Origin of the sequence: Burkholderia sp. ABCPW 11 (genome assembly GCF_001523445.1) — a bacterium.
GTDB lineage: Bacteria > Pseudomonadota > Gammaproteobacteria > Burkholderiales > Burkholderiaceae > Burkholderia.
Window position 1 is genome coordinate 219,500 of record NZ_LOVM01000032.1, and the last position, 15,475, is coordinate 234,974.

Below are 15,475 nucleotides of genomic sequence, written 5' to 3' on the forward strand. Positions count from 1 at the left end.
GCCAGGCCCGCTTCTCGATGACCGACGCTTCCGCCCTGATCAGCACGTCCTACTCCCGATACCTGGCCCGCGCGGCTGCCGCTCGACCCACGCTGGCCGAGCAGGTCGCCGCGTGGGCGGCCGCGCCGCTCGGCCGCGCGCAGCTCGACGCGCGCTTGACCGAGCTGCTCGCGACGCCGGCCGGCGCGGCCGCGCCGGGCGACGAGCAACTGAAGCGCGCGCTGCGGCAACTGCGCGCCGAGGCGTTCGGTGCGGTCGCGGAGCGCGACCTGCGCGGGCTGGCGGACGTCGCCGAGGTGACGGGCGCGATGACCGATCTTGCCGAAGTGGCCGTGCAGCGCTCGCTGGCGCTGCTGTCGGCCGAACTCGAGGCGCTGTACGGCGAGCCGCGCGGCGCCGACGGCCAGCGCGTCGTGCTCGGCGTGGTCGGGATGGGCAAGCTCGGCGGCCGCGAACTGAACGTGTCGTCGGACATCGATCTGATCTTCGTCTACGAGGACGACGGCGAGACCACCGGCGGCGCCCGTTCGCCGCTGTCCACGCAGGAATACTTCACGCGGCTCGGCCGGCGCCTGATCGGCGTGCTGTCCGAGGTCACGGCCGACGGCTACGTGTTTCGCGTCGACATGCGGCTGCGCCCGAACGGCGATTCGGGGCCGCTCGTGTGCAGCCTCGGCATGCTCGAGGAATATTTCTACGTGCAGGGGCGCGAGTGGGAGCGCTATGCGTGGATCAAGGGGCGGCTCGTGTCGGAGGGCGACAGCGATGCGGCGCGGCGGCTGGCGTCGCAGCTCGAGTCGATCGTCAAGCCGTTCGTCTACCGCCGCTATCTCGATTTCGGTGTGATCGGCGCGATCCGTTCGCTGCACCAGCAGATCCGGCACGAAGCCGCGCGGCGCGCGTCGATGCGGCCCGACAAGGCCGACGACATCAAGCTCGGGCGCGGCGGGATCCGCGAGATCGAGTTCAGCGCGCAGGTGTTCCAGTTGATCCGCGGCGGCCAGGATGCGGGATTCCGCGTGCGGCCGACGCTCGCGGTGCTGCGGCATGCGCAGGCGCGCGGGCTGATCGGCGACGACGTGTGTGCCCGCCTGACCGACGCCTACAACTTCCTGCGCACGCTCGAGCACCGGCTGCAGTACCGCAACGACGCGCAGACGCACGCGATGCCGGTCGAGCCCGACGAGCGCGCGGCGCTGGCCGCGTCGCTCGGTTTTGCCGACTACGCGGCGTTGATGACGGTGCTGGACGGCCACCGCACGTTCGTCGAAGCGCAGTTCGACCAGATCTTCGCCGACAAGGCGAGCGGCGCGCCGTGCGCGGCCGGCGACGACACGGCCGCCGCGTGGATCTGGAGCGGCGCGCTGGCCGACGACGGCGAGGACGACGCGCTGGTCGCGCGCCTCGACGGCCTGGGCTTCGCCGATCCGGCCGCCGTGCTCGCGCGGCTGCGCGCGATCTGGCAATCGTCGCGCTACACCGGGCTGCCGGAAAAGAGCCGGCAGCGCTTCGACAGCGTCGCGCAGCGCGCGCTCGACGCCGCGCCGAAGATCGACGCCGCGCGCCGCGACGACACGATCGTGCGCCTGTTCGACCTGCTGGAGACGGTCAGCCGGCGCGGCGTCTATCTCGCGCTGCTGACCGAATATCCGGCCGCGCTCGACCGCGTGCTGTCGGTGCTCGGCGCGACGCGCTGGGGCGGCGGCTACCTGATCCGCCACCCGCAGCTGCTCGACGAGCTGCTCGACGACGAGGCGATCGCGAGCCCGTTCGACTGGCCCGCGTTCAAGGATGCGCTGCGTGCGCGGCTCGCGGCGGCCGACGGCCCCGAGCAGCAGATGGACCTGCTGCGCCACGCGCAGCACGCGGAAGTGTTCCGGATCCTGCTGATCGATCTGGCCGGGCAACTGTCGGTCGAGCACGTGAGCGACCGGCTGTCCGAGCTGGCCGACGCGGTGCTCGACGTGACGATCGAAGTCGTCTGGTCGCAGCTCGCGAAGCGCCACCGCGACGTGCCGAAGTTCGCGGTGATCGCGTACGGCAAGCTGGGCGGCAAGGAGCTCGGCTATGCGTCGGATCTCGACCTGATCTTTCTGTACGACGATCCGGACGAGCGTGCGGCGGACGTCTACACGACCTTCACGCGGCGCCTGATCACATGGCTCACGACCGCGACCGGCGCGGGCGCGCTGTTCGACATCGACCTGCGGCTGCGGCCGAACGGCGAGGCAGGCCTGCTCGTCACCGATCTCGATGCGTTCCGCCGCTATCAGTTGCGCGAGGGCGATGCGGCGAACACCGCGTGGGTGTGGGAGCACCAGGCGCTGACGCGTGCCCGCTACAGCGCGGGCGACGCGCAAATCGGCGCGGATTTCGAGGCGATCCGCCGGCAGGTGCTGACGACGCCGCGCGACGGCGGCGTGCTCGCGAAGGAGATCGTCGACATGCGCGGCAAGGTGTTCGCCGGCCACCCGAACCAGACCGAGCTGTTCGACCTGAAGCACGATCGCGGCGGGATGGTCGACATCGAATTCATCGTCCAGTACTGGGTGCTGCTGCATGCGTCGAGCGACGCCGAGCTGATCCGCAATACCGGCAACATCGCGCTGCTGCGCGAAGTCGCGCGCTTCGGGTTGATGAGCGAGGACGAGGCCGAGCGCGTCGGCGCGGCGTACCGCAAATACCGGAAGCTGCAGCACAAGCTGCGGCTCGACGGGATGGAGAAGGCGCGCGTCGATCCGGCGGTGGTGGCGGACGAGCGCGCGGCCGTGACGGCGCTGTGGACGCGTGTGTTCGGCGCGGTTGAAACGGGCGTTTGAACGAAGGCAGGCGGGCGCGGCATCGATCCGCATACCGCCCTGAATCGGATGAGCGAGCCCGTTCGACTCGAGCGGGACAGGCGGCGGCAATGTCAGGCCGCCAGCATTTCCTTCGCGTGCTTGCGCGTGGTGGCCGTGATTTCGAGCCCGCCGAGCATCCGCGCGACTTCCTCGATCCGGCTGGCGCGGTCGAGCGCAACCACGGTCGATACCGTGCCGCCGCGTTCGTCGGCGCCCTTCGCCACCTGGAAATGATGGTCGCCGCGCGCGGCGACCTGCGGCAGGTGCGTCACGCACAACACCTGGCGGTCGCGCCCGAGCTGGTGCAGCAGGCGGCCGACCACTTCGGCGACGCCGCCGCCGATTCCCGTATCGACTTCGTCGAAGATCAGCGTCGGCGTCGGGCTCGCCGCGCTGGCGATCACCGCGAGCGCGAGGCTGATCCGCGCGAGTTCGCCGCCCGACGCGACCTTCGCGAGCGGCCGCAGCGGCACGCCCGGGTGACCGGCCACGCGGAATTCGACCTGCTCGAGCCCGTGCGGGCCGCCGTCCGCGAGCGGCACGAGCGCGACTTCGAAGCTTCCGCCCGCCATCGACAATTCCTGCATGCCGGCCGTGACGGCCGTGCCGAGCGCCTTGGCAGCCTGCGCGCGCGCCTTCGACAGGCGTTTGGCGTCGGCGAGATAGGCTTCCCGCGCCTTGGCCTGCGCCGCCTCGAGCGCGCCGAGATCGGCGGCCGCGTCGAGCGCGGCGAGTTGCGCGCGGCGCGCCGCATGCTCTTCGTGCAGCGTGTCGGGCGGCAGCCGGAACTTGCGGGCGGTCGAGTGCAGCGCGTCGAGACGCGTTTCGACCTGCGCGAGCCGCTCGGGGTCGAGATCGACGCGCTGTGCATAGTGCGACAGCGAATAGACGGCTTCCTGCAACTGGATCTCGGCCGGCTCCAGCGACGCGAGCGCATCGCCGAGCGCGGTGTCGTAGTCGGCCAGGCCGCGCAGCTTCGACACGATCGCGCCGAGCTGCGCGAGCATCGCGTCGTCGGACTCGGACAGTGCGTTGAGCGCGCCGCGTACGCCTTCGATCAGGTTCGCCGAATGCGACAGGCGCTTGTGTTCGTTGCTGACTTCGTCCCACTCGCCGGCTTGCGGCGCGAGCTTGTCGAGTTCGGCGAGCTGCCATGCGAGCTTTTCGCGTTCGAGCTGCAATTCGCGCTCGTGCGCCTTCGCGGCGTCGATCGCCTGCGTTGCGTCGCGCCACACGCGCCACGCGCGCGCGACGTTCGCGGCATCGGCGACGAGCCCTGCGTGCGTGTCGAACAGCTCGCGCTGCGCGTCGGGCCGCATCAGCAGCTGGTGCGCGTGCTGGCCGTGGATGTCGACGAGCATCTCGCCGAGTTCGCGCAGTTGCGCGAGCGTCGCGCTGGTGCCGTTGATGAATGCGCGCGAGCGGCCGTTCGCGTCGATCACGCGGCGCAGCATCACGGTGTCCTCGGCGTCGAACGCGTGCTCGTCGAGCCAGCGCGCGACGCGGTCGTGCGGCGTGAATTCGGCGGTGATGTCGGCGCGGCCGCAGCCGGTGCGCACGACGCTCGCGTCGGCGCGTTCGCCGAGCGCGAGGGCGAGGGCGTCGATCAGGATCGATTTGCCGGCGCCGGTTTCGCCGGAAAAGACGGAAAAGCCGCTGTCGAATTCGAGATCGAGCGCGGCGACGATGACGAAGTCGCGGATCGAGAGGTGGCGGAGCATGGTGTCGGGCGGAGCGGCGTCAGGACGCCTTGTCGTCTTCGTTCGATGCGTGTTCGTTCCAGTGCAGCTTCTTGCGCAGCGTCGTGTAGTAGCTGTAGCCGATCGGGTGCAGGAACGGCACCGTGTGCTTCGAGCGGCGCACCTCGATCGTATCGTTCAGTTCGAGCGACGTGAACGACTGCATGTCGAAGTTCACGTTGACGTCGCGGCCGCCGACGATCTGGATCGCGATCTTCGAATCGTCGGGCAGCACGATCGGCCGGTTCGACAGCGCGTGCGGCGCGATCGGCACGAGCACGATGCCCGCCAGCTGCGGATGGAGGATCGGGCCTGCCGACGACAGCGCATAGGCGGTCGAGCCGGTGGGCGTCGCGACGATCAGGCCGTCCGAGCGCTGGTTGTACATGTAGCGGCCGTCGACCGACGCGCGCAGCTCGACCATCCCGGAGAAGCCGCTGCGGTTCACGACGACGTCGTTGAACGCGAGCGCGTGGTAGATCGGTTCGCCGTCGCGCACGATCCGCGCCTCGAGCAGCGAGCGCTCCTCGCGCTCGAACTTGCCGGCCAGCATCACGGGCACGAGTGCCTGCATGTCGGATGCCGCGATGTCGGTGATGAAGCCGAGCCGCCCGTGGTTGATCCCGATCAGCGGTGTCCGGTAGGGCGCAAGCTGGCGGCCGATGCCGAGCATCGTGCCGTCGCCGCCGAGCACGATCGCCACGTCCGCTCGCGCCCCGATTTCGGCCGGGGTAAGCGCCGGGTAGCCGGCGATGCCGATTTCGCGCGCGGTCTCGCCTTCGAACACGACCTCGAAGCCGAGCGTGGCGATGCTGTCGGCCAGCGTGGCGAGCGGCTCGGCGATGCCGGGCGTGTTGCTCCGGCCGACGAGCGCGACAGTATTGAACTGATTACCGGTTTTCATGCCGGCATTACACCATAGCTCGTTGACGAAAAGAACCGGCTGTGCGCCGACGGGGCCGGATCGGGCCGGCCCGCGCAACGGTGGACGACGCCACTCGCCGCGCTCGCGCGGTTGCGCTAAAATTTTCCACCATGCTAGATCCTCGCGCACGAACCCTCCTGAAAACCCTGATCGAACGGTATATCGCCGACGGTCAGCCAGTCGGATCGCGCACGTTGTCCCGTTACTCCGGGCTCGAGCTGAGCCCGGCGACGATCCGCAACGTGATGTCCGACCTGGAGGAGCTCGGCCTCGTGTCGAGCCCGCACACGTCGGCCGGCCGGGTGCCGACGCCGCGCGGCTACCGGCTGTTCGTCGATACGATGCTGACGGTCGAGGCGCCGATCGACGCCGAGGCCGTCGCGCGCCAGGTGCAGAACACGCTGCAGGCCGGCGAGCCGCAGCAGCGGGTGGTCGCCGCCGCCGCGAGCGTGCTGTCGAACCTGTCGCAGTTCGCGGGTGTCGTGCTGACGCCGCGCCGCAGCCACGTGTTCAAGCAGATCGAGTTCATGCGCCTGTCCGACAAGCGCATCCTGCTGATCATCGTCACGCCCGAGGGCGACGTGCAGAACCGCATGCTCGCGACGCCGCGCGACTATTCGCCGTCGCAGCTGACCGAGGCGTCCAACTACATCAATGCGCATTTCGCCGGCCTGTCGTTCGACGAGGTGCGCCGCCGCCTGCGCGACGAGATCGACCAGTTGCGCGGCGACATGACGACGCTGATGCACGCGGCCGTGACGGCCAGCACCGAGGTGCCCGACACCGAGGACACCGTGCTGATTTCCGGCGAGCGCAACCTGCTCGAAGTGGCGGACCTGTCGTCCGACATGGCGCGGCTGCGCAAGCTGTTCGACGTATTCGACCAAAAGACGGGCCTCCTGCAACTGCTCGACGTGTCGAGCCACGCCCAGGGCGTGCAGATCTTCATCGGCGGCGAATCGACGCTCGTGCCGATCGAGGAAATGAGCGTCGTCACCGCGCCGTACGAGGTGAACGGGCAGATCGTCGGCACGCTCGGCGTGATCGGCCCGACCCGGATGGCGTACAACCGCGTGATACCGATCGTCGACATCACCGCGCGCCTGCTGTCTCTCACGCTGAGCCAGCAATAACCGGCGACCGCCAGCCCGATCCCGCCCCGCTATCGTGCCGCGGCGCCGCTTGCGGCGACAGTCGGCCGAACGGCACGGGGCGGCCCGTTATAATTGAAGGCCATCCGGTCCCGTGCCTCGAGCACGTCCTTGCCCATGCGTTTCGATCTTGAGCCGCCTTCGAATATCGCGGCCGCCCATCGCATCGGTGTGCTGCTGATCAATCTCGGCACGCCCGACGCGCCCACGCCGCGCGCAGTGCGGCGCTACCTGGCCGAATTCCTGTCGGATCCACGGGTCGTCGAAATCCCGCAGGCCGTCTGGCAGGTGCTGCTGCGCACGCTGATCCTGCCGCTGCGCGGCCGTGCATCCGCGAAGAAATACGCGGCCGTCTGGATGCCCGAGGGCTCGCCGCTGCGCGTGTACACCGAGCGTCAGACCGACAGCGTGCGGCACCTGCTCGTGTCGAACGGCTATCACGTGACGGTCGACTACGCGATGCGCTACGGCAGCCCGAACATTGCGCACGCGCTCGCGCAGTTCAAGCGCGCGGGCGTCGAGCGCGTGCTGTTGATGCCGATGTATCCGCAATACTCGGCGTCGACCACGGCCACCGCGTTCGATGCCGCGTTCGACGCACTCGCGCGCATGCGCAATCAGCCGGAAGTGCGCACGGTGCGGCACTACGCCGACCATCCGGCCTATATTCATGCGCTGGCCGAACAGGTGCGCCAGTACTGGGCGCAGCACGGCCGGCCCGATTTCGCGGCCGGCGACAAGCTGGTGCTGAGTTTCCACGGCGTGCCGAAGCGCACGCTCGACCTCGGCGACCCGTATCACGATCAGTGTCAGCAGACCGGCGCATTGCTGATGGCCGCGCTCGGGCTGTCGGGTACCGAATGCCGCGTCACGTTCCAGTCGCGCTTCGGCAAGGCCGAATGGCTGCAGCCGTACACCGCGCCGACGTTGCGCGAATTCGGCGAGGCGGGCGTGCGGCGGGCGGACGTGTTCTGTCCCGGCTTCACGGCCGATTGCCTGGAGACGATCGAGGAAATCGGCATGGAAGTGCGCGACGAGTTCCTCGCCGGCGGCGGCAAGACCTTCCACCGCATTCCGTGTCTGAACGGCGCGTCCGCGTGGATCGGCGCGCTCGGCGAGATCATCGCGGAGAATCTGCAGGGCTGGCCCGTCAAGGCCGCGCAGCCCGAAACGGTCGGTTGAGACGAGATGAAACGATTTCCACGCGCTTTTCGTTCGCCGTTGTTGTCCGAGGGGGCAGTCAGCCTCCTTGGGGCGGCCCGGCGGAGGCTGAGATGAAACGACCCCCACGCTCACTTCGTTCGCTGCCCCGAGGGGGCGGTCAGCCTCCTTGGGGCGGCCCGGCGGAGGCTGAGATGAAACGACCCCCACGCTCACTTCGTTCGCTGCCCCCCGAGGGGGCGGTCAGCCTCCTTGGGACTGCCCGGCGGAGGCTGACATGAACTACAAGATTTCCACGGAACCGGGCGCGAAGCTGCGCATCGACAAATGGCTGTGGGCGGCCCGGTTCTTCAAGACGCGCTCGCTCGCGACCGATGCGGTCGACAAGGGACACGTGAAGATCGGCGGTGCAGCGGTCAAGCCGGCGAAGGACGTGCGGGTGGGCGACGAGGTCGAGATTGCGATCGACGGCATCGTCTGGCACATTGCCGTGCTGGGCGTGTGCGACGTGCGCGGCCCCGCGAGCGTCGCGCAGACGCTCTATGAGGAAACGGAAGCGGGGCGGGCCGCGCGGCTCGCCGAACTGGAGCGGCGCCGCACGTATCGCGAGCCGGCGGCCGGGCTGCACGGCCGGCCGACGAAGCGCGACCGGCGCATCATCGACAGATTTTCTGGTGGGAGCTGAACATCTGGTCGAACGTCGCCCGCGCGCTTCCGTATTCGGTCGTGCGGTCGGTGACGGCTCCCGACAGGCAGATGGTGGTGGTGCCGGCAATGAGTACCAGCGCGACCACCGATATCGCAAAGGTCAGTTTCACGGTACTCCCCTCGAGAACAAGGGTGAAAACGGCGCCAGGTGGATGTCGGGCGGCGGTCAGCTAGGGTAAACACGCTTTTCCGACGCTTGAGTGGAGTGTAGTGCAGCGGGCCTGTGCGGAGCTAGTACTTGCCGGGTAAGCGTTGTTACAGGCCGTTTCGCCCGATCCGGCGAACTATGCGACGCCTGCACCAAGAAACGCGCGGTTGTTTCACGGCATTGGCGAATGCCGGCGAATGACCCTCTTGAAATCGCAGTTTTCGCCCTTATTTGCACCATCAATGTGCGGTGCCGCCGGGTATACGTCCGACGGTTGCCGATTTGGCTTCAACCTCTAATCGACTTTCAGCGACATGGAAAACACGCAAGAGAACCCGGCTACCCAATCGGCCGAAGACATCGGTAGCGAAAAGCAGGCGGCGCAAGGCGCCGCGCCCGCCGCCGAAGCCGCCGACGCGGCGCTCGCGGAGGCTCAAGCCAAGGTCGCCGAGCTTCAGGAAAGCTTCCTGCGGGCGAAGGCCGAGACCGAGAACGTGCGCCGCCGCGCGCAGGACGACGTGTCGAAGGCGCACAAGTTCGCGATCGAGAGCTTCGCGGAACACCTGCTGCCCGTGCTGGACAGCCTGGAAGCGGCCGTCAGCGATACCTCCGGCGATATCGCGAAGGTGCGCGAAGGCGTCGAGCTGACGCTGCGCCAGTTGACGAGCGCACTCGAGAAGGGCCGCGTCGTCGCGATCAACCCGGTCGGCGAGAAGTTCGATCCGCACCAGCACCAGGCCATTTCGATGGTGCCGGCCGAGCAGGAGCCGAACACCGTCGTCACGGTGCTGCAAAAGGGCTACATGATCGCCGATCGCGTGCTGCGTCCGGCGCTCGTCACCGTCGCCCAGCCGAAGTAAGGCGGCCGACATGGTGCCCGCCGGCGTCGATCCGGCCGCGTTCGACGCGTTCGACATGCAGGCGCTCGACGCCGGCACGTTCGACGCGGCCATCGACGGTGCGGGCGATGCGCTGGCCGTGGTGTTCTTCTGGGGCGTCGACTGCTTCAACTGCGAGATCGCGAAGAAGGCGATGCTCGCGCAGCCCGGCGCCATCCGCGCGCTGGAGCTGAAGTGGTTCCATTGCAACGTGTACGAGCACCATCAGCTGGGGCGCCGCTTCGGGCTGCACGGCGTGCCGACGTGGTTCTTCTTCCACCGAGGCAAGCGGCTGGGCCGCGCGACCGGCTGGCATGGCCTCGCGCAGTTCCAGGCAGCCGTCGCGGCGGCACGCGCGAAGATGGCCGCGGCGGGTGCGCCGTCCGGCGAAAGCACCGGTGGCCGGCACGATCCGCTAGCCGGCGGCGATTGAAAAAATTTAATATCCGCATCGCTCGTCGGGTCTTGAAAACGGATCGGACGGACGCATTTCGGGAACAGAGTTGAATTCTGGCGTGCGAAACCGCCCAAAAACGCGGTGTTTCGTGCAGCAAACAAGCATTTCTGGAGATTAGGAAAAAATGGGAAAGATCATCGGTATTGACCTCGGCACCACGAACTCGTGCGTCGCCATCATGGAAGGCAACCAGGTCAAGGTCATCGAGAACTCGGAAGGCGCGCGCACCACGCCGTCGATCATCGCCTACATGGACGACAACGAAGTCCTCGTCGGCGCGCCGGCCAAGCGCCAGTCGGTGACCAACCCGAAGAACACGCTGTTCGCGGTGAAGCGCCTGATCGGCCGCCGCTTCGAAGAGAAGGAAGTCCAGAAGGACATCGGCCTGATGCCGTACTCGATCATCAAGGCCGACAACGGCGATGCATGGGTCGAAGCGCACGGCGAAAAGCTCGCGCCGCCGCAGGTGTCGGCCGAAGTGCTGCGCAAGATGAAGAAGACGGCGGAAGACTACCTCGGCGAGCCGGTCACGGAAGCCGTGATCACGGTGCCGGCGTACTTCAACGACAGCCAGCGCCAGGCGACCAAGGACGCCGGCCGCATCGCGGGCCTCGAAGTCAAGCGGATCATCAACGAGCCGACGGCAGCCGCGCTCGCGTTCGGCCTCGACAAGGCCGAGAAGGGCGACCGCAAGATCGCCGTGTACGACCTCGGCGGCGGCACGTTCGACGTGTCGATCATCGAGATCGCGGACGTCGACGGTGAAATGCAGTTCGAAGTGCTGTCGACCAACGGCGACACGTTCCTCGGCGGCGAAGACTTCGACCAGCGCATCATCGATTACATCATCGGCGAGTTCAAGAAGGAGCAGGGCGTCGACCTGTCGAAGGACGTGCTCGCGCTGCAGCGCCTGAAGGAAGCCGCCGAAAAGGCGAAGATCGAGCTGTCGTCGAGCCAGCAGACCGAAATCAATCTGCCGTACATCACGGCGGACGCGTCGGGCCCGAAGCACTTGAACCTGAAGATCACCCGCGCGAAGCTGGAAGCGCTGGTGGAAGACCTCGTCGAGCGCACGATCGAACCGTGCCGCATCGCGATCAAGGACGCAGGCGTCAAGGTGTCGGACATCGACGACGTGATCCTGGTCGGCGGGCAGACGCGCATGCCGAAGGTCATGGAGAAGGTGAAGGAATTCTTCGGCAAGGATCCGCGCCGCGACGTGAACCCGGACGAAGCCGTCGCGGTTGGCGCGGCGATCCAGGGCCAGGTCCTGTCGGGCGACCGCAAGGACGTGCTGCTGCTCGACGTGACCCCGCTGTCGCTCGGTATCGAGACGCTCGGCGGCGTGATGACGAAGATGATCAGCAAGAACACGACGATCCCGACGAAGCACGCTCAGGTGTACTCGACGGCCGACGACAACCAGAGCGCCGTGACGATCAAGGTGTTCCAGGGCGAACGCGAAATGGCGGCGGGCAACAAGCTGCTCGGCGAGTTCAACCTCGAAGGCATCCCGCCGGCACCGCGCGGCGTGCCGCAGATCGAAGTGACCTTCGACATCGACGCGAACGGCATCCTGCACGTCGGCGCGAAGGACAAGGCGACCGGCAAGGAAAACAAGATCACGATCAAGGCGAACTCGGGCCTGTCCGAGGCTGAAATCGACCAGATGATCAAGGACGCGGAAGCGAACGCAGCGGAAGACCACAAACTGCGCGAGCTGGCCGATTCGCGCAACCAGGGCGACGCGCTGGTCCACAGCACGAAGAAGGCGCTGACCGAGTACGGCGACAAGCTGGACGCGGGCGAGAAGGAAGCGATCGAAGCGGCGCTGAAGTCGCTCGAGGACGTGCTGAAGGACACGTCGGCCGACAAGGCTGCGATCGACGCGAAGGTCGAGGAACTCGGCAAGGTGTCGCAGAAGCTCGGCGAGAAGATGTACGCCGACATGCAGGCCCAGCAGGCGGGTGCGGCCGGCGCGGCCGGTGCGGCGGAAGGCGCGGCCCATGCGGGTGGTGCGCAACAGGCTGCCGACGACGTCGTCGACGCCGAGTTCAAGGAAGTGAAGAAGGACTGAGCCGGGTTGCCATGGCACCGTACGCCGCGCGCGAAACGCGCGCGGCGCGGCTGACAAGCGGTCTGTCTTTCCTTCCGGATGGCCGGATCGACTCCACGCCTGGCGGGCCTTGCGGCCCTCCGGGCACATTTGTTTTTTGGCGGGTGCTGCGTGAGCCGTCCGCGGACGGTGCAGCGCCAGACGAGTCGAGAGACTTTACTGCGGGCGAAAGGAGCCGCCGCGTGCGCGAAGCGTGGCGGCACAGTGAATCGATATGGCGAAACGGGATTACTACGAGGTTCTGGGCGTCGCGAAGAACGCGAGCGACGACGAAATCAAGAAGGCATATCGCAAGCTTGCGATGAAGTATCACCCTGACCGCAATCCGGACAGCAAGGATGCGGAAGAGCATTTCAAGGAGGCGAAGGAAGCCTATGAAATGCTGTCGGATGGCCAGAAGCGGGCCGCGTACGACCAGTACGGCCACGCGGGCGTCGATCCGAACATGGGCGGTGCGGGCGCGCAGGGCTTCGGCGGTTTCGCCGATGCATTCGGCGACATCTTCGGCGACATCTTCGGCCAGGCCGCGGGCGGTGCCGCGCGCGGCGGCCGCGGCGGCCCGCAGGTGTATCGCGGCGCCGACCTGCGCTACAGCATGGAAATCACGCTCGAGCAGGCCGCGCACGGCTACGACACGCAGATCCGCGTGCCGAGCTGGGTGTCGTGCGAAGTCTGTCACGGGTCGGGGGCGAAGCCCGGCACGAAGCCGGAAACCTGCCCGACCTGTCACGGCCAGGGCACGGTGCGCATGTCGCAGGGCTTCTTCAGCATCCAGCAGACCTGCCCGAAGTGCCATGGCACGGGCACCTATATCCCGGAACCGTGCGCGCATTGCCACGGGTCGGGCAAGGTGAAGGAAACCAAGACGCTCGAAGTGAAGATCCCGGCCGGGATCGACGACGGGATGCGGATTCGCTCGGCCGGCAACGGCGAGCCGGGCATCAACGGCGGGCCGCCGGGCGACCTGTACGTCGAGATCCACATCAAGCCGCACGCGGTGTTCGAGCGCGACGGCGACGATCTCCACTGCCAGATGCCGATTCCGTTCACGACCGCCGCACTCGGCGGCGAGATCGAGGTGCCGACGCTGGCCGGCCGGGCGTCGTTCCCGGTGCCGGAAGGCACGCAGTCGGGCAAGACGTTCCGCCTGCGCGGCAAGGGCATCAAGGGGCTGCGTTCGAGCATTGCGGGCGATCTGTACGTGCACGTGCAGGTCGAGACACCGGTGAAGCTGACCGATCACCAGCGCGACCTGCTCAAGCAGTTCGAGAAATCGCTGGCCGAGGGCGGCGCGCGTCACAGCCCGCAGAGCAAGAGCTGGTTCGACCGGGTGAAGAGCTTCTTCGAGTAACGGCATGACTGAAGGCAACGAGAGCGCGTCGTTCGCGCTCTTGGACGATTGCGACTCGACCGCGTCCGCGCGGTCGAGTCGTTTGTATTCGGGCTTCGTGCGCGAACGCGTGTGCACGGACCCGGCGCAGCTCGACGCCATCGACGCGGCGCTCGCGCAGGATCTGCGCGACGGGCTGCATGCGGTCGTCGTCGGCGATTACGAATTCGGACGCAACCTGCAACGGGCGCAGCCGGGCCATGCCCCGCTGCGCTTTTTGCTGTATGCGCGCTGCGAGCGGCTGTCGCGCGACGACGTCGACGCGTGGCTCGCGCAGCAGGACGGCGGCGCCGCGCCGTCGATCGCGGGCGTCGCGCATGTCGCGAAGAGCGTGTCGCGCGATGCGTTCGACGCGGCGATCGCCACGGTGCACGACGCGCTGCGCGCGGGCGATTCGTATCAGGTCAACTACACGTACCGGCTGAATTTCGACGTGTTCGGCACGCCGCTCGCGCTGTACCGGCGGCTGCGCGCGCGGCAGCCGGTGCGTTACGGCGCGCTGATCGCGCTGCCCGACGGCGCGTGGGTCGTCTCGTGCTCGCCGGAGCTGTTCGTCGAGAAGCAGGGCGACGTGCTGCGCGCGCGGCCGATGAAGGGCACCGCGCCGCGCTCGGCCGACCCACGTGAAGACGCGGCGGCGGCCGCGTTCCTCGCGAATGACCCGAAGAACCGCGCGGAAAACGTGATGATCGTCGACCTGCTGCGCAACGACGTGTCGCGGATTGCGCGCACGGGCAGCGTCAAGGTGCCGGCGTTGTTCTCCGTCGAGCCGTATGCATCGGTGTGGCAGATGACGTCGACGGTCGAGGCCGGCTGGCGCGACGGCACGACGTTCGCGCAGATGCTGCGCGCGCTGTTTCCTTGCGGGTCGATCACGGGCGCGCCGAAGTACAAGACGATGCAATTGATCGATGCGATCGAGTCGACGCCGCGCGGGCTGTATACCGGTGCGATCGGCTGGCTCGACGCGCCGAAGGACGAGGCCGCGTCGGCAGGCGCTGCGGCCGGGTGCGGCGATTTCTGCCTGTCGGTCGCGATCCGGACGCTGACGCTCGATGCGGTCGCAGCCGATCCCGCCGCGACGAGCGCCACGCGCGACGCGGCAACGGCCGCCGCCGGCCGGCGGCGCGGCACGATGGGCGTCGGCGCGGGCATCGTGCTCGACAGCGTCGCGGCCGATGAATACGCGGAGTGCGAATTGAAAGCGCGATTCCTGACGGACGCCGACCCCGGCTTCCAGCTGTTCGAAACGACGGTCGCGACGCGGGCGGACGGAATCCGCCATCTCGATCGCCATCTCGCGCGGCTGCAACGCAGCGCGGATGCGTTCGGCTTCCGTTTCGATGCCGACGCGTTGCGTCGCGAGATCGATGCGCGCTGCGCGGCGCTCGACGGCGACGGCGCGTACCGGATGAAGCTCGCGTTGGCGAAGGACGGCACGATCGAGATCGTCGCGGCGCCGCTCAAGCCGCTGCCGGCGGGGCCGGTCGGCGTGCTGCTGGCCTGCGCGCACGGCTTCGCGCCGACCCTCGCGAGCGATGCGCTGCTGCTGCACAAGACCACGCGCCGTGCCGAATACGACCGCGCGTGGCAGGCGGCGGAGGCGCTCGGCGGGTTCGACATGCTGTTCGTCAACGAGCGCGGCGAGGTGACGGAAGGCGGGCGCTCGAACCTGTTCGTGAAGCTCGACGGCCAGTGGGTGACGCCGCCGTTGACGAGCGGCGTGCTGCCGGGCGTGATGCGCGGCGTGCTGCTCGACGATCGCGCGTTCGGCGCCGTGGAGCGGGTCGTCATGCGCGACGATCTGGCGCGCGCGCAGGCGTTGCTGTTGACCAACGCACTGCGCGGGGCGCTCGACGCGGTGCTGAAGTGACGGGGTGACGGCTCGGGAGCCTGCCCGGGCTGCGGCCGCCGAGCATCGGCCACGCGGCTTCCGGAAAAAAAGCGCGGCGCCCTTTACGG

The 15,475-nt window shown here is 68.1% G+C and carries 12 protein-coding genes; 9 read left to right on the top strand and 3 right to left on the bottom strand.

The window, feature by feature from the left end; genetic code table 11:
* Positions 1 to 17: 17 nt before the first annotated feature.
* Complete coding sequence (gene glnE / locus WS61_RS14185) at positions 18 to 2,819, top strand: bifunctional [glutamate--ammonia ligase]-adenylyl-L-tyrosine phosphorylase/[glutamate--ammonia-ligase] adenylyltransferase (RefSeq protein ID WP_059501036.1); 2,802 nt, start codon at positions 18 to 20, stop codon at positions 2,817 to 2,819.
* Positions 2,820 to 2,911: 92 nt separating this feature from the next.
* On the opposite strand, the gene recN is transcribed toward glnE, so the two are convergent.
* Positions 2,912 to 4,561 carry a DNA repair protein RecN gene (gene recN / locus WS61_RS14190; protein WP_059501037.1) on the bottom strand — a complete coding sequence of 550 codons (1,650 nt, stop codon included), beginning with the start codon at positions 4,559 to 4,561 and terminating at the stop codon, positions 2,912 to 2,914.
* A gap of 19 nt (positions 4,562 to 4,580) precedes the next feature.
* Complete coding sequence (locus tag WS61_RS14195; RefSeq protein ID WP_034206472.1) at positions 4,581 to 5,483, bottom strand: NAD kinase; 903 nt, start codon at positions 5,481 to 5,483, stop codon at positions 4,581 to 4,583.
* A 131-nt stretch (positions 5,484 to 5,614) separates the two neighbouring features.
* On the opposite strand from WS61_RS14195, the gene hrcA reads away from it, so the two are divergent.
* From hrcA to WS61_RS14210, 3 genes are all read left to right on the top strand, one after another.
* Positions 5,615 to 6,637, top strand: a complete 1,023-nt coding sequence (hrcA, locus tag WS61_RS14200; RefSeq protein ID WP_011544637.1) for a heat-inducible transcriptional repressor HrcA — start codon at positions 5,615 to 5,617, stop codon at positions 6,635 to 6,637.
* 135 nt (positions 6,638 to 6,772) lie between these two features.
* Positions 6,773 to 7,837, top strand: a complete 1,065-nt coding sequence (gene hemH / locus WS61_RS14205; RefSeq protein WP_059501038.1) for a ferrochelatase — start codon at positions 6,773 to 6,775, stop codon at positions 7,835 to 7,837.
* Positions 7,838 to 8,093: 256 nt separating this feature from the next.
* The gene (locus WS61_RS14210) at positions 8,094 to 8,501 is read left to right on the top strand and encodes an RNA-binding S4 domain-containing protein (RefSeq protein ID WP_034206474.1); all 408 of its coding nucleotides are present in this window, start codon (positions 8,094 to 8,096) and stop codon (positions 8,499 to 8,501) included.
* Here the strand turns inward: WS61_RS14210 and WS61_RS35205 are convergent.
* Complete coding sequence (locus WS61_RS35205; protein WP_006476841.1) at positions 8,473 to 8,634, bottom strand: hypothetical protein; 162 nt, start codon at positions 8,632 to 8,634, stop codon at positions 8,473 to 8,475. The two genes, WS61_RS14210 and WS61_RS35205, sit on opposite strands and share 29 nt — an antisense overlap.
* A 352-nt stretch (positions 8,635 to 8,986) precedes the next feature.
* Here WS61_RS35205 and grpE point away from each other — a divergent pair, with 352 nt between their 5' ends.
* The 5 genes from grpE (at position 8,987) to WS61_RS14235 (ending at position 15,386) form a co-directional block, all read left to right on the top strand.
* The gene (grpE, locus tag WS61_RS14215) at positions 8,987 to 9,532 is read left to right on the top strand and encodes a nucleotide exchange factor GrpE (RefSeq protein WP_034206475.1); all 546 of its coding nucleotides are present in this window, start codon (positions 8,987 to 8,989) and stop codon (positions 9,530 to 9,532) included.
* A gap of 10 nt (positions 9,533 to 9,542) precedes the next feature.
* On the top strand, positions 9,543 to 9,983 hold the full coding sequence (locus tag WS61_RS14220; RefSeq protein ID WP_059501039.1) for a thioredoxin family protein: 441 nt from the start codon (positions 9,543 to 9,545) through the stop codon (positions 9,981 to 9,983).
* Positions 9,984 to 10,131: 148 nt separating this feature from the next.
* Positions 10,132 to 12,084 (top strand): molecular chaperone DnaK, encoded by a 1,953-nt coding sequence (dnaK, locus tag WS61_RS14225; RefSeq protein WP_059501040.1) that lies wholly within the window; start codon positions 10,132 to 10,134, stop codon positions 12,082 to 12,084.
* 253 nt (positions 12,085 to 12,337) lie between these two features.
* Entirely contained in the window at positions 12,338 to 13,474 is a 1,137-nt protein-coding gene (gene dnaJ / locus WS61_RS14230; protein WP_034206478.1) for a molecular chaperone DnaJ, read from the top strand.
* A gap of 4 nt (positions 13,475 to 13,478) precedes the next feature.
* Entirely contained in the window at positions 13,479 to 15,386 is a 1,908-nt protein-coding gene (locus WS61_RS14235; protein WP_059501041.1) for a chorismate-binding protein, read from the top strand.
* The last annotated feature ends 89 nt before the right edge of the window (positions 15,387 to 15,475 follow it).